Source organism: Acinetobacter sp. P8-3-8 (assembly GCF_000214135.1).
Lineage (GTDB): Bacteria > Pseudomonadota > Gammaproteobacteria > Pseudomonadales > Moraxellaceae > Acinetobacter.
Genome location: NZ_AFIE01000006.1, coordinates 12,305 through 30,918 on the forward strand (window position 1 = coordinate 12,305; position 18,614 = coordinate 30,918).

Sequence of the window (18,614 nt, forward strand, 5' to 3'; positions counted from 1 at the left end):
TATTCATCAAATTTTAAGCATCTAACTGCTAGATTAATCTCCTCAAAACAACAAAATGGATTTCTAGTATGCAACTGAATCACTATTTAAATTTTCAGGGTGAAACCGAAGCGGCTTTTAATTTTTATAAGTCAGTATTTGGCGGAGATTTTTCTTTTATTAAACGCTATTCAGAACTGCCCGATGCACAAGTTTCTGAAAAAGAGAAAGATTATATTCTCCATGTTTCTTTACCCATTAATGATTTTACGGTTTTAATGGGCTCAGATACTTCTGAACAGTTTTGTGCTCAAAATAGTGCTCCTTTCAACAAAGGAAATAACCATTATATTTCTATCAATTTAGAAGCCCATGAAGAAGATGAAGCTCAGCGTCTTTTCAATGCATTGTCTGTAAATGGTGACATTGAAATGCCTTTAGACAAGACATTTTGGGGCGCTTTATATGGTGCTTTTACCGATCAATTTGGTGTGAAATGGATGATTAACTGCCAGTTAATCACTGAATAATTTTTATTCACATACAATATAGCCTATTGATTTGAAATCATTTAGGTTATATTGCATCACATATTTCAACATAATTTATAACAAGATGATGACTGGTCTTACACATACTATTCTGATTATTATCATTACGATTTTGACTTCTATTGCTGCTTGGCAACATCGTAATATCATGAATCGTTTGATTTTTAATATTTCAGCGATTAAACAGGGTCAATATGATCGCTTTTTGACTCATGGTTTTATTCATAATGATGGTATGCATCTTTTCTTTAATATGTTCACACTTTATTTCTTCGGAAGAAGTATTGAATGGTTTTTTCGTGACTATTTAAGTGGTATGGGTTTTGTACTGTTTTATTGTAGCGCCATTATTGTGGCTGCAATTCCCAGTTATATTCAGTATCGCAACTTAAATTCTTATCGTAGCTTAGGTGCATCCGGCGCAGTCAATGCTGTACTTTTTAGTGCTATTTTATTTGATCCATGGGGAATGATTTATATCTATTTTATTCCTATTCCTGCCATTATTTTTGGAACAATTTATCTGTGTTATAGCATGTATGCGATTCGCTCAGGGCATTCTCCACTGATTGATCATCGAGCTCATATCACTGGTGCAGTTTATGGTTTCTTATTTCCACTGCTCCTTGCACCATCGCTTGGTACAGCTTTCTTCTATAAGTTTATTGATACGCCTTTCTTTTAAATATCGCTGAATACAACAACCAATCTCTACATGTAAAAAAGCTGGACTTTGGTCCAGCTTTTTATGCTTTAAAAAAATTAAGCGCCAGTTTGATAATGTGCCTGAGCAACACCTGTCGAAGCTTGATATGGATTTTTAAAATCATTTAAACCCGCAGCAGCTTCAGTAATATCTTTGCCTTCTTTCACCACAAAAGTGTCAAAACCAGAACGTTTTAAATAGTTTAAAACATCTTTAAAAATATCACCTGTTGCACGAAGTTCACCTTGATAACCCTGACGGCGTAACAACGCTGCAAAAGAATAACCACGACCATCATTAAAACCAGCAAACTCAATAAAGATTGCATCAAGTTGGTCTAATGGAAATTGATTCACTTCAGGTGAAGCATCAACAGTGATATACAACGCTTTTTTACCTGAAATATTGGCAATCTGATCTAATTGATCAACCAATAAAACCACGTCACCTTGCGGTAAAACACCCTCTTCACTCATCATTTGATAAGTATTATCTGCAATTTCGCCATCTTTAGAGAGGACTTGAAGTGCTGTATTAAGCATATGCACGCTCCTTAAATGGCTGAATGCCGACACGGCGATACGTTTCGATAAATTCCTCACCCTCAGTACGTAAATCAAGGTAAGTATTTAAAATTTCATCAATCACATCAGGTACAACTTCCGCTGCAAATGAAGGCCCTAAGATGTCACCAATTGAGGCATCATGGTCTGCATTTCCGCCCAAAGTAATTTGGTAGAATTCAGCACCTTTTTTATCTACACCTAAAATACCAATATTACCGACATGGTGATGACCGCAAGCATTCATACAACCTGAAATATTCAAATCGATATGACCTAAATTATAAACCGTGTCTAAATCATCAAAACGACGTGTGATTGCTTCTGAAATTGGAATTGATTTTGCATTTGCCAAAGAACAGAAATCACCACCTGGACAGCAAATAATATCGGTAATAAAACCAATATGTGCTCGTGCCATGTTGTTATTTTCAAGGATTTTCCACAATTCAAATAAATCTTTTTGCGGAATATCAACCAATGAAATATTTTGTTCATGCGTAGTACGCAATTCACCAAATGTATATTTGTCAGCAAGATCTGCGATCAAATTCATTTCTTCAACAGACATATCACCCGGTGCGATACCTGCACGTTTAAGCGAAATCGTGACGATACGATAGCCTTTCACTTTATGTGCATTGGTGTTGATGTTGAACCAGTGTTTGAATTTTGGATGCGCTGCAAATAAAGCATCAAAGTTTTCATCTGGTAAATCTTGATAATCGAATGGTGTGAATTCTTCATCCAATTTTTTCAAAATTTCAGGCTGGATTTTTAAAGTTTGAATCGTATGAGCAAATTCCGCTTCTACTTTCTCAGCAAATACCGCAGGTGTTAATGCTTTCACCAGAATTTTAATACGTGCTTTATATTTATTGTCACGGCGACCATGTAAGTTATATACACGAAGAACCGCTTCAAGATAAGCAATCAAATCTTCACGTGGCAAGAATTCACGAATGAAACTACCAATCACAGGTGTACGACCTAAGCCACCACCGACTTTAATTTTATAACCAATTTCACCCGCTTCATTTTTAACGATATATACACCGATATCGTGGAATGAAGTTGCAGCACGATCCGTTTCTTCAAGTGCAGAAACTGCAATTTTGAATTTACGTGGTAAAAATGCAAACTCAGGATGGAATGTTGACCATTGACGAATCAATTCACACGTAGGACGTGGGTCTGCAATCTCGCCAGCAACCACACCTGCATATTGGTCAGTTGTGGTATTACGAATACAATTACCTGAAGTTTGAATGGCATGCATTTGAACTGTCGCAAGCTCTGCAAGCATGTCAGGTACATTTTCCAAAGCAGGCCAGTTAAATTGAATATTCTGACGTGTAGAAACGTGTGCATAACCACGGTCAAATTCTTTTGCCAATTCTGCAATTTTGCGCAATTGGTTTGAATTCATTAGACCATAAGGTACAGCGATACGTAACATTGGCGCATAGCGTTGTACGTATAAACCATTTTGTAGACGTAATGGACGATACTCATCTTCAGTGAGTTTACCCGCTAAATAACGTTCCGTTTGATCACGGAATTGTGCAACACGTTCATTGATCAGTTGCTGATCGAAATCAGTATATAAATACATGGCGTACAGCTAGTAGTTTCATTATAACGACGGACAATATAACGAGATTTAATCTATCGACTAAATGTGTTTTTTACATATTTAATAGCGATTTTATTGATAAGCATCATATAACGATTGAATTTGCAGTGCTTTAAGCAAAATTACTGTTTTTATTCGTGTATTGATGTATTTATTCATTACTTATACATTTATGTGATAAGAAGTTTAATACCAATACCCCATAAAATCGAGCTTCCCATTTTCAACCCATGGTTTTGTGCCAACTTGCTTATACATCAAGCAATCATCAAAAAAACCTTCTTTCATGCCATAGTTAATATGTTCTTCCGTCACTAACCATCGTGCATGTTGAGCAGTTAATTCAAAACCAAATTTTCGATAAAAATCATGTTGATCTGCAACTAAAAATAGAAAATCGATATTTGTCTGAAACTTTTGTGCCAATTGATCAAGTTCATTGAGTAAAAGCCTTGCCATACCTTGTTTTTGATACTGAGGAAAGATTGCAAATTCCATCACACCGAGTACCTTGATCGGTTCACCATTTAAAGTCATGACACGATAATCCAAACCTAGCTGCCCAATCAGTTGGTTTTTATTTTTAAGCAATAATCGATAATGCGGTAGTTGTTTAAAATAATGCCGACCATGAAAGTCTTCTTCTGGGAAACACGCTTTCATTAAATCCGCAATTTGTAATTTTGTTTCGGTATCTAATGCAAGCTCATCAATAAATTGAACATTCATTCTGATTCTTTCCTCCTTAAATCTTATTCTTGATCAGTATTTTTTCCTTTATTAAATTCTTAATCGCATTCAATCCATTGCTTTAACAAAAGATAATCACAACTTTGCTTTTTAAATCTGTAAATAGGTATTTTCCCAAATACCTTCTGCAAATTCACCCTCAACCAACTGTACATAACGTCCATGCACTTGATCAATTGCAATACAATCATCCACGTCTAAAACACGATCAGTATGTTGCTTCTGCCAATGCGCTGCAAAATACTGTTTACCCTTTTCTTTTGCAACCATAGAGTTTTGAGCAACAACCAGTACATAGCGATGCAACTCGCCAAATTCACGTGCATCATAACCACCGAGATTGATCAACCACAGTTTTTGATCAGCTTGATTCGGTTGAGCATCGGTAAAATGAATTTGATAATTTTTATTCTCAAAAGTTAAACCATGTAACTTTGCCCATGCATCAATATGTAAACCTTGTGGCTCAGCAAACCATGCATTTTTGAGTTGAGGATAAATGTCTTCAAGCGTATCACCTACCGCAAGGACAACATCGTGAACTTCTGTATTGGCACGTGCATGACGACCACCGAGCATGGCGATAAATAAACTAGACATTTTAAGCTCAATCAATTGAATCTTGTTGATTAGAAATCTTTTTAAATAATGACTTAGATGGAATGATAATAAAAAACTTGTTATCCATCTAAATCTTGGGCTTCCATCCTTTTCTACAGAGAGGTAGGGAGAGATTAATAGATACCTAAAAATTCTAGGTCTCCTCCCTTTTTTGAAGGGAGGCTGGGAGGGATTTGCATTTAAATGATTGATACTCAAAAATATCAATCTCCCCCCTCCAAAACAATTACATCTCAACCATTTCCACGCCATCAATACGTGCCACAGTCATCAAGTCTTTATCACCACGACCAGAAACTGTCGCAATAATAATTTGATCCTTAGACATCGTTGGCGCAAGTTTAGTGACATAAGCCATAGCATGAGAGCTTTCTAATGCAGGAATAATCCCTTCAATATGGGTTAAATCACGGAAACCTTGTAAAGCTTCATTGTCATTGATCGGTACATATTCAACACGATGCATATCTTTCAAGAAGCTATGTTCAGGGCCTACACCTGGATAATCCAAACCTGCTGAAATCGAATGTGTTTCAATGATCTGACCTTGTTCATCAGACATCAAATAAGTACGGTTACCATGTAAAACACCGACATGACCTGCGTTTAATGGCGCAGAATGTTTACCTGTTTCAATGCCATAGCCTGCTGCTTCAACACCGTACATTTTAACATCTTGGTCATTTAAGAATGGATAGAACAAGCCCATTGCATTTGAACCACCGCCTACACATGCTACCAAGGCATCAGGTAAACGCCCTGCTTGTTCCTGAATTTGCTTACGTGCTTCACGACCAATAATCGATTGGAAATCACGTACCAATTGTGGGTACGGATGCGGCCCTGCAACCGTACCAATTACATAATAGGTTGAATCAACATTGGTGACCCAATCACGCATTGCTTCGTTCATCGCATCTTTCAATGTTTTAGAACCGCTCTCCACAGGAACAACTGTAGCACCCAATAAACGCATACGATAAACGTTCATGGCTTGACGTTTTACATCTTCTGCACCCATGAAAACGACACATTCAAGACCTAAACGTGCTGCGATGGTTGCAGTTGCAACGCCATGTTGCCCTGCACCTGTCTCTGCGATAATACGTTTTTTTCCAGAAATCTTTGCAAGCAGTGCCTGACCAATGGTGTTATTTACTTTATGCGAGCCTGTATGATTCAGATCTTCACGTTTTAAATAAATTTGCGCACCACCCAACTCTTTTGACCATCGCTCAGCATAATACAAAGGACTAGGACGACCTACATAGTAGGCAAGATCACGGTCGAATTCTGCCAAAAACTGAGCATCATCTTTCATACGGAAATAGAGTTTTTCTAAATCCTCTAAAGCAGCCATAAGAGTTTCTGACACAAAACGTCCGCCATGGATACCGAAATGTCCGTTTTGATCTGGAAATTGGGTATAGTCAATCACTTGATCTTGTAAATTATCTTGTTGATTACTTTGCTGATCCACGTTGGACTCCTTGCATAAATTTTTCAATGAGTTGTTGGTCTTTAATACCTTTTGCGGATTCTACGCCTCCGCTGACATCAACCGCATACGCTTGAGTCGTTTGTATTGCTTCTTCAATATTTTCAGGTTTTAAACCACCTGCCAATATCAAAGGAATATCCAGTTTGGGAAATTGTGACCAGTCAAAACTGTGTCCAGTTCCACCTTTAAGTTCAGGATGCCATGCATCTAAGAGCATAGCACTCGCACCAGCCTGTTGATATTGCCGAATTGTCGTAATGATTTCTGAATTGTCTAAATCAGGTTTGATCTGAATCGCTTTATACCAACGACGTTTATTATATTGTGCAATCTGTTGGCATTGCTCAGCCGTTTCATCACCATGAAACTGAAGAATATCCAAAGGAACATCTTCTAAAACTTGTGCAATCTCTTCTGCGCTGGCATTTACAAACAATCCGACAATATTGACATAGGGTGGAATATGTTGCGCCAATTGTTTTGCCAATTCAATCGATACATTGCGTGGACTAGGTTCATAAAACACTAGACCAATTGCATCTGCACCTGCTTCAACAGCGGCTTGAATATCTTGTGGTCGTGTAATTCCACAGATTTTGGCACGAGTACGCATATTCATCACTCTAATTCAGTGTTATTCACTAAGGTCGTTTAAGCGAATCATTGTAATGCAATTTAAAGCGCTTGCGTTAAAGTTCAATATGATTATCTGTTCAACATTGTTTAATTCCTAGTCTGACTTTATACTGCGCGCAAATGCAACAAGTCTATAGCTTAGGCTTAGGGAAGTTGGTGCAAATCCAACACTGCCCCCGCAACGGTAAAATGAACGATTATTCTTTATAAATCTTAGGGTTTACACCACTGCAATATTTTGTGGGAAGGTGGAATAATTTGAATCGATATCGATTCTATATTTGAGTCCGGATACCTGCTTGTTGTGCCCTTTAACTCAATCATTCACGGGGAGTGAATGTATGGAGCATATCATGTCTGGTTTTTATAAACTTTCAACTTTTAAACCTACGACACTTGTAGGTGCTATCGCTATTGCGATGGGGTTATCTTCTACTACTTTTGCTGAAACAATATCTTCAAATTCAGAAATCAACTCTCAGCTTGACACCATTGTGGTCACAGCTACGCGTTCTGAAGAAAAAATTGAAAATATTCCTGCACGTATTTCAATTATCGATCCTCATATTTTAGAACAGTCACCGATTGCTGAATTACCACATTTACTCATGAGTGATGCATCGATTGATATGATGCAATATGGTGGTTATGGACAAGCGGCGTCTATATTCACACGTGGTACAAATTCAACGCATACACTGGTATTACGTGATGGTGTTCGTTTGAATACAGGTTCTGCGGGTTCTGCTTCACTTGCATTTATTGATACAACCGATATTAAACAAATTGAAGTGCTGAAAGGCCCTGCATCTGTTTTATATGGAACAGATGCGATTGGTGGTGTGGTTCAACTCATTTCAAAAACACCTGAAAAAACAGGTGCATTTGTGACTGGAGAAATGGGTGAACACAATACTTACAAGTCTGTAGTCGGTGCTGATTTAGCTGAAAATGGTGTATATGCACAAGTTCGTGGACAACGACTTGAATCAGATGGCACACAAGTGACAGATTTTAAAGATGCCAATGTAAAAGCAGGTTCATATGACCAAAAAGGTTTTAGTGCTAAATTTGGTATTGAAAAAGAACAATATGCTGCATCTGTAGACTATTCACAAAACCAAGGTACGTCGACTTATGTGGATGGTGTGAATGATGCCAACTGGAACTTGATTGGTTTAAAAAATGTCTCTCAAGATTTTAAGAATGAAATCATTAATGTAAAAGGTCGTGTCAATGTTAATGACAGCCTTTCAATCAATGCGCGCTTGTCACAATTTAAAGATGACTTAGAGCAAAATGATTCACATGATGCGATTTACAACACCACCAAAGAAGCTGAATTGTATAGCAAATGGCAATTCACACCGACTCAAAATATTTTAGCGGGTGTAGCGACTAAAAATATCAAATCTGATGTGCTTTCAGGCAGTGGTTTTTATGGCGTAGACTACAACAAAGATGTTGATAGCACAGGATATTTTGTACAACACCAATACCAAGCTGATAAATTACATACGCAGTTGGGTTTACGTGTAGAAGATCATGAAACTTTTGGTACGCATACCGTAGGACAAGCTGCTGCTCGCTATCAAATTTTACCAATGACCAGTATTTATACCAATATTGGTACAGCGTTCCGTGCACCATCCAATAATGACCTTTATGCACTCAGTTGGGGTGGTAATCCAGACTTAAAACCTGAAGAAAGTGTTTCGTATGAAGTTGGTCTTGACCAAAAAATTACAGACAATTTAAGCATGGGACTGTCTGCTTATCGTAATGAAGTAGATGATCTGATTACTTATGTGACTGATCCAGTGACTTATGAAGGTCGTTTGTACAATGTTAAAAAAGCGACCTTTACAGGTGGTGAATTTAATCTAGATTGGACAAGTGATGAGCTATATAGCAATCTTTCTTATGCTTATGTACAACCTAAAGACAAAGAAACTGATCAAGATTTACCACGTCGTTCACGTCAAAGCCTAACTTTGACCACAGGTATCCAAAACGAAGTTTATGGCATTAGCACTTCACTCTCGGCTAAATCTAGACCGAAAAATAGTAAAGTTTCAGGCTATGCTACAGTCGATGTGAATGCTTTTTGGAATGTGAATCCAAATGTAAAACTCTTCACCAATATTCAAAACATCGGTGATGTTGAATATAAAACCACGTCATATAGCAATGGTTACTATTACATCAATGGTGGTCGTCTTGCTTCAGCTGGGGTAACTTTCCGTTACTAAGCTTTTCGTAGGTTTAGATTCATAGTTTTAGATTTATAGTTCTGGGCACATAATAACGATAACAGCCTAAACAGAGGGTTATTGATATGGATAATGATACTCCAGCATTATCCATTTTTTTATGCATATTTTTACAGATGAAATGATGAAGGAAAAACCATGGGACACAGACTGAGCAAGATTTACACACGTACAGGCGATGCTGGCACAACTGGATTAGGTGATGGTTCACGTGTCGCTAAAGATGATTTACGCATCGCAGCCTTAGGTGATGTTGATGAACTCAATGCGATCATTGGCATACTTCGTTCGCAAATTACCGCAAGTACAATCGATGACGTAGAAAAAAATGCATGGGATAAATCATTAAGCTTGATTCAACATTGGCTTTTCGATTTGGGTGGTGAGGTTTGTATTCCAAACTACAACTTATTACAGCCTGTCTGTGTTGAATTTCTTGAAAAAGACATTGACCGTATGAATGAAAACTTACCAATGCTTAAAGAGTTCATCTTACCTTCAGGCACATTGATTTGTAGTTATGCACATCAAGCACGTGCTGTTTGTCGTCGTGCAGAACGCAGTTTGATGACTGTTCATACTCGAGATCAAAACATCCAAGCAACTGCCTTGCAACTACTCAATCGTTTATCCGATTGGCTTTTCGTTGCTTCACGTACTTTACAACGTGCAGAAGGCGGCAATGAAGTTTTGTGGCAAAAAAACATCAACGATACGATTTAGCTTTAAATCATGATCAAGAACTGAATTTTTATCTGTATCATAAAATTCAGTTCTACTCGAAATAGAACCTAAACAAGATTTGTTTTGAAAAGATAAACTTCTGGTGAATCGCATGAGCTAAATCTAAAGTTTAGACCGCATCGTTTGGGTTTTAGTTCAAGTGATCGCAGACATTCAATTGGCATTTGAGTTCATTATGAAAATTATCGGACATCGTGGCGCACGTGGTGAAGCACCTGAAAATACCCTTGGTGGATTTCAATATATTCATGATTTAGGTATTCGAGCAGTTGAATTTGATGTGCGTCAGCTTAAAGATGATGAACTCATTATCATGCATGATGATAATTTCCTCAGAACGACCAGCATAGATCAACCACTTTACGAATTAAGCAGCACAGAACTTGAACCTTATAACCAAGCCAATATTTGGATGGATTGGGAAAAGCAGATCACGCCGACACTTCGCCAAAGTTTGAAAATCATGCATGATTTTGAGCATATTGAAGTTGAAGTTAAAGCAGTTGAAACAGCGCAACATGCTGAAAAACTGGTGATTGAATTACAAAAACAACTACAGGGTTTTGAGAATACAGCGATCATTACCAGTTTTGACCTCAAAATTCACCAAGCCTTAATTCAACAGCATAGCCATTTCAAACATGGATTGTTAATCGAAGACGATATTGGAGAAAAAGCCATCGAACAAGCTTTAGAATTAGGATGTTGCCAAATTGGATGGATGAATCAATTGGCGACTGATGAACTCATTCAAGCGACTCAAAAAGCCAATTTAAAAGTGAGTATATGGACTGTAAATGACTTACAACGTGCGCAACATTTACGTGATTTAGCAATTAATGGTTTGATTACCGATTTTCCTAAAATGATGCAAGTAGGATTAGGTCAAATTAAATAACAAAATGTTTTGTGAGCACTTTAAGTCTAATAATTTATTTTCATTGATAATCAATAAGTTAAATTTAAATACACTATAGAGTGTAGGGCTTAATTTTTTTACACTATTTTGACAACTCAATACGACTTTTTAACCATTCTTTTTTTCCGATCAAATCGATAAAATTCATGTTTTATTCTGTTACTGTTTTATACAATACAGATGTACACTAATACTAGTGAACACATGTTCGCTCATGCTAATATCCACGAACGTATAGCCTAGAAAAATACTGAAGCTATGCTTTCGATTTTTACCTAATTAAGGTTCTTAGGAGTGCTGTTGGAGATGAATGCTCCCCTACCCAAAGCCCCAATAAATTGGATCGGTGTCTTTGCATTGGTATTACTACCAATCATTGCCGTGATTGCGATCCCTTTATATGCCTACCATCATGATTTTAGTATGGCGGCTTGGATTAGTTTATTCGTTTTACTTGGTTTAAGCAGTTTAGGTATTACTGCTGGCTATCATCGTTTATGGGCACATCGTGCTTATGAAGCGACATTGCCACTCAAAATTATTTTGATGATTATGGGTACATTCGCAGTACAGAACAGTATTTTGTTTTGGGCTTCAGGTCACCGTACTCATCACCGCCATGTTGATGATGTGGATCAAGATCCGTATTCAATCAACAATGGATTTTGGTTTGCACATATTGGTTGGATGTTACGTAACTATCCTTCTTCGGAAAAAAACTATAAAAATGCACCAGATCTGCTAAATGACAAAGTCGTGATGTTTCAAGACAAGTACTACATCCCACTGGTGATTGCAGTACATGCAGCGATCCTAGTTCCGATCGGTTGGGCTGTTGGCGACATGTGGGGCGTATTATTATTAGGTGGATTATTACGCTTAATTTTCAGCCACCACGTCACGTTCTTCATTAACTCGCTTTGTCATATGTGGGGCAAACGTCCTTATACAGACGAAAATACAGCACGTGATAACTTTGTACTCGCTATCGCGACTTGGGGCGAGGGTTATCATAACTATCATCATATTTTCCAGTACGACTATCGTAATGGGGTGAAATGGTGGCAATATGATCCTACTAAATGGCTAATTTGGTCTTGTTCTAAAGTTGGCTTAGCTAAAAATTTGCGTCGTATTCCAAACTTCAATATTAAAAAAGCTGAATTAGCAATGCGATTTAAATATGCAGAACAAGATCTTGCGATTTATGGGCATAATGTCAGTGATGATATTATGGCAATGAAACAAAAGGTTGCTCAAGAATATGAAGCATTTACCCATACCTTAAACGATTGGGCTTCATTGAAAGAGCAAGAGCTTCAAGCAAAAAAAGCTTCTGTTGCTGAAAAGATTCACCAAATGGACGTGAAATTAAAAGTTGATTTCCAACTGGTTGAACAAAAACTTGCTTTCCATCGTGAACGTTTAGAAACATTGATGCGTGGTATTAAAAAGAACGTGGTTTCTTAATCGTCAACTTTTAAAGTTTGGGTGATTTTAAACAATAATGAAAAGCTCCGAAATGGGGCTTTTCTTTTGTCTATTCCCTTAAAAATAACGAGTAAAATAAAATGCTAATGAACAATATCCCCTTCGGTATCACCAATTGGACAGACATCCCTACCACACGCCATGAGGGTGAACAGGGTTATGCCCTTTGGCGCACTCAGCAATTTGATGATATACGAGTCCGAATTGTTGAATATTCAAAGGATTACTTATCCGACCATTGGTGTAGTAAGGGACATATTCTTTTCTGCTTAGAAGGTGAATTACACACTGAACTTGAGGATGGACGTACATTTACATTAAGTGCAGGAATGAGTTACCAAGTTGCAGACCATGCCGAAGCACATCGTTCTTCTACAACCGTGGGGGCAAAGTTGTTTATTGTTGACTGAAACAGTTGGAATTATCCATAGAGATAAAACTTTGTTATATTGATCAGGTCATGCCTCATCCCTTGTGATCAATTGCTATGTATTTCAATTCACGTTATCCATCTCTCAATCCAAAACTCTACCATGAGCAAATGCCAGTTCCACTCAAAGGTGCAAAAGCAGGACATTTTAATGTTGCTTTAGCAGATGAATTGCAATGGTCAGCTGAGGATAAAGCTCAATGGGTTGAAATCTGTAGCGGACAAAAAACATTCCCCGAGTTTCATCCATTGGCAATGGTTTATGCAGGACATCAGTTTGGACAATGGGCAGGTCAGCTCGGTGACGGTCGTGGTTTGCTGATTGCTCAGATTGTAGATATTCATGGGAAAACCATTGACCTACATTTAAAAGGTGCTGGCTCAACGCCCTACTCTCGCATGGGTGATGGTCGTGCGGTACTGCGTTCAGTAATTCGTGAATACTTGGCAGGACATGCGCTCAATTCATTGGGTGTGCCTTCTAGTAATTCAGTTGGTTTCACATCTTCTACGCAAGGCGTACAACGTGAAACGCTCGAATTGGGTGCAATGATGTTACGCACCTCAGATTGCCACATACGCTTAGGACATTTTGAATGGGTTAATCAATATCAACCTGATTTACTGGCTGAATTTACGCAAAAATGTATCGAATGGCACTATCCAGAATGTTTAGAAGCCGAAAAACCACTGCTCGCATTTGCTACGAAGGTTATTGAAAATACAGCGATCATGATCGCCAAATGGCAATTGGTTGGCTTTGCCCATGGTGTGATGAATACCGATAATTTAAATATCACAGGCTCAACTTTAGATTTTGGCCCTTATGGATTTATGGAGCGTTTCCGCCCGAATTGGATCAATAATCATAGCGATTACAACGGTCGTTATACCTATCAAAATCAACCGAGTATTGCACATTGGAATCTTTGGAATTGGTTAAACAATTTGATTCCTTTAGCAAAAGCAGATGATAAAGAACAATTTAAACAAGACTTAGTTGAATGTTTAGAGCATTTTGAGCCTACATTTTTAGAGCATTATACTTTAGGGTTGTGTCAGAAAATGGGGCTACCAAGTTTCCATAAAGACAGCTTTGATTGTGCTATGACCTTTTTAAGAGTGATGCAATCTGAACAGTTAGATTACACTGACAGTTTTATCCGTTTACAGAATAAACAATATGAAGCGATCAAAGATGATTGTTTGGATCGTCGCCAGTTCGAAGTATTTTTAACGCAATATCAAAGTATTCGTGAAAACCAAGATATTGATGCGCTTGATGCTGAAATGGCGAAAGCCAACCCTGTCTACATCCTTCGTAATCATATGGCACAGAAAGCGATTGAACTGGCAGAGCGTGATGATTTCTCAGAAGTAGAGCGTTTATTTAAATTGCTGAGTCAACCTTTCACGAAACAAGTGGATTTAGAAAAAGCTGAAGATTTAGCACCTTTACCAAGTGATGTACCTGAAATATCGGTGAGCTGTTCTTCTTAATAGATTGCGGGCGAATAACCTAATGCCAGTCAGTTAAGAGCAATTTACGACTTACTCATCTAAGAATCTCCCCTAACCCTGAGCCATTTATGGCGTAAGGAAAAAGAGGGAACCCATTGAGAATTTAAAATAATTTTAGATTATTGATACCCCCTCCTTTGAAAAAGGTGAGGAGCATGCTCCGCAAGGGGGAGGATTTAAAAAGACTTAACTGATCAGCATTAGGGCGACAAGCCCGTATTTTTCTAGAGCTTATTCATTTTAAAATCAGTTTTTAAAAGCCCCTATTACCAGAAATATTGAGCATATAAATACGTACTAAAACGATGTGCATCGTTGGTTGCTAAATCATCTGTCAAATATTTCAAACCAAAGTTTTTATGCTGTACAGATACACCTAAAGAATGTGTCTGAGGTTCTATATGTATGCCGTATTTAAGTGGAGCAGTTTGCCAAAAGCCATTCAATTGCGCCAAAGTTAAATACTGATTTGAAAAACTACTCAGACTGATACTCCAAGGATTTGCATCGGATGTATAAGTGATTTCAGAACTGATTTTAAATGGTAATTTTTGTTTATATTGCTTGGTTTTACTCAACTGCCCAGACAAATCCATACGTGGACGACTGCTCTGATCATAAGTAATACTATATTTGGTAAATGGCGCATTATCCCAGTATAAATAACTGAAAAGATCTTCTGCCTGAAAATAAAGATCCCAATTTTTGCCTATTTTACCTTTTAAGCCCAAATCCAAGGCATAACCATAGCCCTTATCCGTTTTGCCATCCCAACCCAGTTCATCTTCTTTTAATGCAGGTTCATCATAACTATAGTCCAAATGACCGTTTAACCAACTGACTCGATCCATCAGTTCAGTCATATTGGTGGTTTGACCACGCGCCTGAAATGAACCATCAACATAATGACGTCCAATCAATGCAGTCACCCCAGTGATCACTTTCCAATTGGGGTGAATATCCCAATCATAGCCAAAGCGTGCTCCAACGGTATCGACATGTTGAGCTTCCAATTCTAGTGCATAGCTTGAATTGGCATCGATAAGCTGATCATTTTGAATTTGATAATATAATTTCGCCATGTCTTCACTAAAACGTAATTGGTAGTCATAAGACCATACCCAACCCATCGTCCAATGATCTTGTTGCGTTTCGAGTTTCATTTTGCCCGAAGCAAACGCATTCTTCCCCTTTTCCAAATGTGGCGTATCCCAATCATTCAAAAAAGCATGGACTGAAACAGGATCGCTATACAATTCTGCATTCAATGAAAATTGTGCTGATTTTTCCGCAAAACATACTGTAGGAAACAGCGTTAGAAATATAATTTTTTTATTCATTTAATATAAAAGAAGACAGCGCATGCTGTCCTCTTCTCACGAGTCTAAATTATGGAGTGATATAAACAATGGTATTATCAATAAATTTCACAGCATATTGCTCTGAAGAGTTTTTGGTAATTGTTCCATAACTTGTTGTTCCAACTTTTACATCAGCCGTACTAAAGTTTTTAATATCAGCAATTTGAACAAATGCGCCATTTTTATGCTTGATCACACTGCTCACCACTGGTTTTTCTTGCTTAATATCTTGTGAAGTAAACTCAATGTCCAATGCATTTTTATCAACCGAAACTGCAACATTTGCAGTCCCTTTTAAATAATCAGCACGCTTTGCAGTCACATCAATGCTAAACGGCGTTGGGGTTGCATGAGCACCTTTTAATTTACCTGACAATTTAACGGCTAAATCTGCATTAATAAAATTAAGCGCAGTTTCTTGACCTGCACTAATATCAATGACTTTGGTTAAATCATTATTGAGTTTAATACTTGCATCAAGATCTAAGACTTCTTGTAAATATGCAACCTGACCTTTTAAAACCAACTCAGATGGTATTAATTGTTCAAACGTTGACTGACCATTAGAGAATTTCACATTTTTTGCTGAAGATGAAACTTCACTCAATGTTGCTTTTACATCTGCACTTTCAAAGACTAAACCTTTTAATTGTAATGATACTTGATTTGGCAAAGTCTCTTGATTTTCCAAAGTATTAGCGGCTGGGTACACCAACTTAGCCGTACTGTCTGCAGTAAAGCTGAATTTAGCTTTTTGCTGTGCAGCATTGGTGATGTCAATCGCACCACCATTTGCAATTTTAAAGTTATAGGTGCTTTGATTTGCGATAAAAGGAGCTTCAAGCACAAGATTGGTCACGTTTACTTTAGCTTGGTTCGCATAGACAAAGTTTTCTTTATTGGTTAACCAATCTGGGTTATCCCAATCCCATGTATTTGGTTCTTTAAATTCATCCCAGTACGCAACATCGGCAGCACCCGTTACTTTGACTGAATTACCTGTTACCTGAATTTGCAATGTATTATTTTTTATGTCATATCCTAGAGGATATTGACTTTTAATCGCATCATTTTTTAACAATAGCTCTAATTCAGCCGCACTATATTGCTTAGTTTTGCCTTGCGCATCTTCCATAGCAAGCCCTGCAAGCGTAAGCACGATGTCAGCTGCACGACTTAAATCAGAAGCAGTATTATTGATCACTTCGACAGGTGTTTTATAATTATCAGCAATATCTTGAAAACCATCATAATATGAAATAATTGCTTTAGTCGTTTCAACCAATTGTTTCGCTTTGTCCAAATCTGAAACAGGTGTAGTTACATCACCTCCCCCTGTGCTTCCTCCATTTGAACCACCGCCACTTGATGAGCCACCCCCACCTCCGCAAGCAACCAAAGCTGTACTACACATAATCACAAGTAATGTTTTTTTAAATAACATGAGATACCCTTTTGTTATATATAAATGAATAAAAGTAATTTTTCGTAAATATAAAGCATGTTAAAAATATATCGTAATTCACATGTTTTCAATAAAAATATGTATAAATCAATTAAATTATTTTAATAATAAACACTTATGTAAACCAATCAATTAAAAAGTATAAAATTAATTCAATATTTTTCACAGAGAATGAATTACATAAATAAATACTGAATTCATAAAAAATACATATTCTATAATATTTCAATCTAATCAATATCATTCAAACATCGACCATAGTTACCCACAATTTCTGTGGATAAGCATGTGTTTATCCACAGGATAAATCCAAAATCACAAATCAACTACAGCTTTCACATTTAAAATGAATAAAATTTATACAGCACACAAATTTTACAATTCAAAAATTTAAATGAATAAGAAATATAGTTTTGTATTCGCCATCATCTTTGCAATCGCATTGATGGGCGTATTTGCCTATCAAAAATATAACCAGTTTATTCCGACTGCAAAGGCTTCAATTCACGTACAAAATTTTTCTGACCATGACATCGATAGAATTCGCCAAACAACACCAATTACCGCTGTCGAAGTATTCAAAGCAGACCGTGTCATTAAGTTAATGCATCATCAGCAAACCATTCAAAGCTACCCGATGCGTTTAGGTTTTGATCCCATTGGACACAAAGTCAAAGAAGGTGATGGCAAAACACCTGAAGGGCACTATATTTTAGATTGGCGCAATCCTAAAAGCGCTTTTTATAAATCGCTGCATGTGTCTTATCCAAATGCTCACGATCAAAACAAGGCGCAACAGCTTGGTGTTTCTGCTGGTGGTGATATTATGATTCACGGGTCAGCTACCACTGCACAAATCGAAAAATTACCCAGTTTAATGCGTTATTTGCCACGAAATGATTGGACTTGGGGCTGTATTGCTGTAAGAAATATCGATATGGATGAGATATGGAAATTAGTCGATGATGGGGCAACCATTACGATTTACCCATAAACGATTTTTATCCGTCAACGTTTTACAAGTGAGAAGAAGAAAATGAACGGCGATGAAATCCAAAAATTTGCTTTTGAAGTAGCAGCGCAACTGCCTAAGGCTGAACTAGATTATCCTTTTGGCGAAGATATCTCTGTCTATAAGGTCATGGATAAAATGTTTCTGCTCAGCTCTACATTACAGGGCAATAAAATCATTAATTTAAAAGTTCAGCCTGAGCATGGTGAAATGTTACGAGATACTTATCCATCTATTCGTACGGGTTACCACATGAATAAAAGACATTGGATTACAGTTTATGCAGGAGATCTCATTACTCCTGAATTAATTGAAGATTTAGTAAAAAGCTCTTATGAATTGGTTGTGAATAAACTGACCAAAGCACAAAAACAGGTCTTAGAAATCCACCGTCAAATTAAATAAAATGATTGAGAATAAAATGATCTTAAATAGGTTTCTTACGTAAATCGAGT

18 protein-coding genes and 1 riboswitch are annotated in these 18,614 nt (G+C 37.3%); of the genes, 10 read left to right on the top strand and 8 right to left on the bottom strand.

Annotated elements, in window-relative coordinates; all coding sequences use genetic code 11:
* The first annotated feature begins 68 nt into the window (after positions 1-68).
* Together GGG_RS0104395 and GGG_RS0104400 are read left to right on the top strand one after the other, a co-directional pair.
* A complete protein-coding gene (locus GGG_RS0104395) occupies positions 69-509 on the top strand; it encodes a VOC family protein (protein WP_010112596.1) in 441 nt (146 codons plus the stop codon).
* Between the two features lie 85 nt (positions 510-594).
* Complete coding sequence (locus tag GGG_RS0104400) at positions 595-1,215, top strand: rhomboid family intramembrane serine protease (RefSeq protein WP_029574444.1); 621 nt, start codon at positions 595-597, stop codon at positions 1,213-1,215.
* Between the two features lie 77 nt (positions 1,216-1,292).
* On the opposite strand, the gene GGG_RS0104405 is transcribed toward GGG_RS0104400, so the two are convergent.
* The 6 genes from GGG_RS0104405 to GGG_RS0104430 all read right to left on the bottom strand — a co-directional run bounded on the left by GGG_RS0104405 (position 1,293) and on the right by GGG_RS0104430 (position 6,920).
* A complete protein-coding gene (locus GGG_RS0104405) occupies positions 1,293-1,778 on the bottom strand; it encodes a DUF934 domain-containing protein (protein WP_010112598.1) in 486 nt (161 codons plus the stop codon).
* A complete protein-coding gene (locus GGG_RS0104410; RefSeq protein ID WP_010112600.1) occupies positions 1,771-3,414 on the bottom strand; it encodes a nitrite/sulfite reductase in 1,644 nt (547 codons plus the stop codon). The genes GGG_RS0104405 and GGG_RS0104410 overlap by 8 nt, the downstream gene beginning before the upstream one ends.
* A 207-nt stretch (positions 3,415-3,621) precedes the next feature.
* On the bottom strand, positions 3,622-4,164 hold the full coding sequence (locus GGG_RS0104415) for a GNAT family N-acetyltransferase (RefSeq protein ID WP_010112601.1): 543 nt from the start codon (positions 4,162-4,164) through the stop codon (positions 3,622-3,624).
* A 111-nt stretch (positions 4,165-4,275) separates the two neighbouring features.
* Positions 4,276-4,785 carry a DUF1543 domain-containing protein gene (locus tag GGG_RS0104420; RefSeq protein ID WP_010112603.1) on the bottom strand — a complete coding sequence of 170 codons (510 nt, stop codon included), beginning with the start codon at positions 4,783-4,785 and terminating at the stop codon, positions 4,276-4,278.
* A gap of 247 nt (positions 4,786-5,032) precedes the next feature.
* A complete protein-coding gene (gene trpB / locus GGG_RS0104425) occupies positions 5,033-6,286 on the bottom strand; it encodes a tryptophan synthase subunit beta (protein ID WP_010112604.1) in 1,254 nt (417 codons plus the stop codon).
* On the bottom strand, positions 6,270-6,920 hold the full coding sequence (locus GGG_RS0104430; RefSeq protein WP_010112605.1) for a phosphoribosylanthranilate isomerase: 651 nt from the start codon (positions 6,918-6,920) through the stop codon (positions 6,270-6,272). The genes trpB and GGG_RS0104430 overlap by 17 nt, the downstream gene beginning before the upstream one ends.
* Before the next feature lie 133 nt (positions 6,921-7,053).
* Positions 7,054-7,261, top strand: a riboswitch (cobalamin riboswitch).
* A gap of 23 nt (positions 7,262-7,284) precedes the next feature.
* Here GGG_RS0104430 and GGG_RS0104435 point away from each other — a divergent pair.
* The 6 genes from GGG_RS0104435 to GGG_RS0104460 all read left to right on the top strand — a co-directional run bounded on the left by GGG_RS0104435 (position 7,285) and on the right by GGG_RS0104460 (position 14,300).
* Positions 7,285-9,195: a TonB-dependent siderophore receptor gene (locus tag GGG_RS0104435; RefSeq protein WP_010112606.1), complete on the top strand. Its 1,911-nt coding sequence runs from the start codon at positions 7,285-7,287 to the stop codon at positions 9,193-9,195.
* Positions 9,196-9,354: 159 nt separating this feature from the next.
* Positions 9,355-9,939: a cob(I)yrinic acid a,c-diamide adenosyltransferase gene (locus GGG_RS0104440; protein ID WP_010112607.1), complete on the top strand. Its 585-nt coding sequence runs from the start codon at positions 9,355-9,357 to the stop codon at positions 9,937-9,939.
* Positions 9,940-10,135: 196 nt separating this feature from the next.
* Complete coding sequence (locus GGG_RS0104445; protein WP_029574445.1) at positions 10,136-10,858, top strand: glycerophosphodiester phosphodiesterase; 723 nt, start codon at positions 10,136-10,138, stop codon at positions 10,856-10,858.
* Positions 10,859-11,185: 327 nt separating this feature from the next.
* Entirely contained in the window at positions 11,186-12,349 is a 1,164-nt protein-coding gene (locus tag GGG_RS0104450; RefSeq protein ID WP_010112610.1) for an acyl-CoA desaturase, read from the top strand.
* A 101-nt stretch (positions 12,350-12,450) separates the two neighbouring features.
* Positions 12,451-12,780: a DHCW motif cupin fold protein gene (locus GGG_RS0104455; RefSeq protein ID WP_010112611.1), complete on the top strand. Its 330-nt coding sequence runs from the start codon at positions 12,451-12,453 to the stop codon at positions 12,778-12,780.
* Positions 12,781-12,857: 77 nt separating this feature from the next.
* Positions 12,858-14,300: a YdiU family protein gene (locus tag GGG_RS0104460; RefSeq protein ID WP_010112612.1), complete on the top strand. Its 1,443-nt coding sequence runs from the start codon at positions 12,858-12,860 to the stop codon at positions 14,298-14,300.
* A 287-nt stretch (positions 14,301-14,587) separates the two neighbouring features.
* Here the strand turns inward: GGG_RS0104460 and GGG_RS21320 are convergent, their stop codons facing one another.
* Together GGG_RS21320 and GGG_RS0104470 are read right to left on the bottom strand one after the other, a co-directional pair.
* Entirely contained in the window at positions 14,588-15,661 is a 1,074-nt protein-coding gene (locus tag GGG_RS21320) for a hypothetical protein (protein WP_010112613.1), read from the bottom strand.
* Positions 15,662-15,710: 49 nt separating this feature from the next.
* Positions 15,711-17,126 carry a hypothetical protein gene (locus tag GGG_RS0104470; RefSeq protein ID WP_010112614.1) on the bottom strand — a complete coding sequence of 472 codons (1,416 nt, stop codon included), beginning with the start codon at positions 17,124-17,126 and terminating at the stop codon, positions 15,711-15,713.
* 415 nt (positions 17,127-17,541) lie between these two features.
* Here GGG_RS0104470 and GGG_RS0104475 point away from each other — a divergent pair, with 415 nt between their 5' ends.
* The gene (locus GGG_RS0104475) at positions 17,542-18,141 is read left to right on the top strand and encodes a murein L,D-transpeptidase family protein (protein WP_010112615.1); all 600 of its coding nucleotides are present in this window, start codon (positions 17,542-17,544) and stop codon (positions 18,139-18,141) included.
* Between the two features lie 42 nt (positions 18,142-18,183).
* On the top strand, positions 18,184-18,564 hold the full coding sequence (locus tag GGG_RS0104480; protein WP_010112617.1) for an MmcQ/YjbR family DNA-binding protein: 381 nt from the start codon (positions 18,184-18,186) through the stop codon (positions 18,562-18,564).
* Positions 18,565-18,614 lie beyond the last annotated feature (50 nt).

Excerpts from the sequence above, each read along its gene's own strand:
- GGG_RS0104435 (WP_010112606.1), top strand. The coding sequence starts at position 7,285 with ATGGAGCATATCATGTCTGGTTTTTATAAACTTTCAACTTTTAAACCT.
- GGG_RS0104450 (WP_010112610.1), top strand. The coding sequence starts at position 11,186 with ATGAATGCTCCCCTACCCAAAGCCCCAATAAATTGGATCGGTGTCTTT.
- GGG_RS0104395 (WP_010112596.1), top strand. The coding sequence starts at position 69 with ATGCAACTGAATCACTATTTAAATTTTCAGGGTGAAACCGAAGCGGCT.
- GGG_RS0104480 (WP_010112617.1), top strand. The coding sequence starts at position 18,184 with ATGAACGGCGATGAAATCCAAAAATTTGCTTTTGAAGTAGCAGCGCAA.
- GGG_RS0104405 (WP_010112598.1), bottom strand. The coding sequence starts at position 1,778 with ATGCTTAATACAGCACTTCAAGTCCTCTCTAAAGATGGCGAAATTGCA.
- GGG_RS21320 (WP_010112613.1), bottom strand. The coding sequence starts at position 15,661 with ATGAATAAAAAAATTATATTTCTAACGCTGTTTCCTACAGTATGTTTT.
- GGG_RS0104415 (WP_010112601.1), bottom strand. The coding sequence starts at position 4,164 with ATGAATGTTCAATTTATTGATGAGCTTGCATTAGATACCGAAACAAAA.
- GGG_RS0104470 (WP_010112614.1), bottom strand. The coding sequence starts at position 17,126 with ATGTTATTTAAAAAAACATTACTTGTGATTATGTGTAGTACAGCTTTG.
- GGG_RS0104410 (WP_010112600.1), bottom strand. The coding sequence starts at position 3,414 with ATGTATTTATATACTGATTTCGATCAGCAACTGATCAATGAACGTGTT.
- GGG_RS0104400 (WP_029574444.1), top strand. The coding sequence starts at position 595 with ATGATGACTGGTCTTACACATACTATTCTGATTATTATCATTACGATT.
- GGG_RS0104430 (WP_010112605.1), bottom strand. The coding sequence starts at position 6,920 with ATGCGTACTCGTGCCAAAATCTGTGGAATTACACGACCACAAGATATT.
- GGG_RS0104420 (WP_010112603.1), bottom strand. The coding sequence starts at position 4,785 with ATGTCTAGTTTATTTATCGCCATGCTCGGTGGTCGTCATGCACGTGCC.
- GGG_RS0104475 (WP_010112615.1), top strand. The coding sequence starts at position 17,542 with ATGAATAAGAAATATAGTTTTGTATTCGCCATCATCTTTGCAATCGCA.
- GGG_RS0104460 (WP_010112612.1), top strand. The coding sequence starts at position 12,858 with ATGTATTTCAATTCACGTTATCCATCTCTCAATCCAAAACTCTACCAT.
- GGG_RS0104445 (WP_029574445.1), top strand. The coding sequence starts at position 10,136 with ATGAAAATTATCGGACATCGTGGCGCACGTGGTGAAGCACCTGAAAAT.
- GGG_RS0104455 (WP_010112611.1), top strand. The coding sequence starts at position 12,451 with ATGCTAATGAACAATATCCCCTTCGGTATCACCAATTGGACAGACATC.
- GGG_RS0104440 (WP_010112607.1), top strand. The coding sequence starts at position 9,355 with ATGGGACACAGACTGAGCAAGATTTACACACGTACAGGCGATGCTGGC.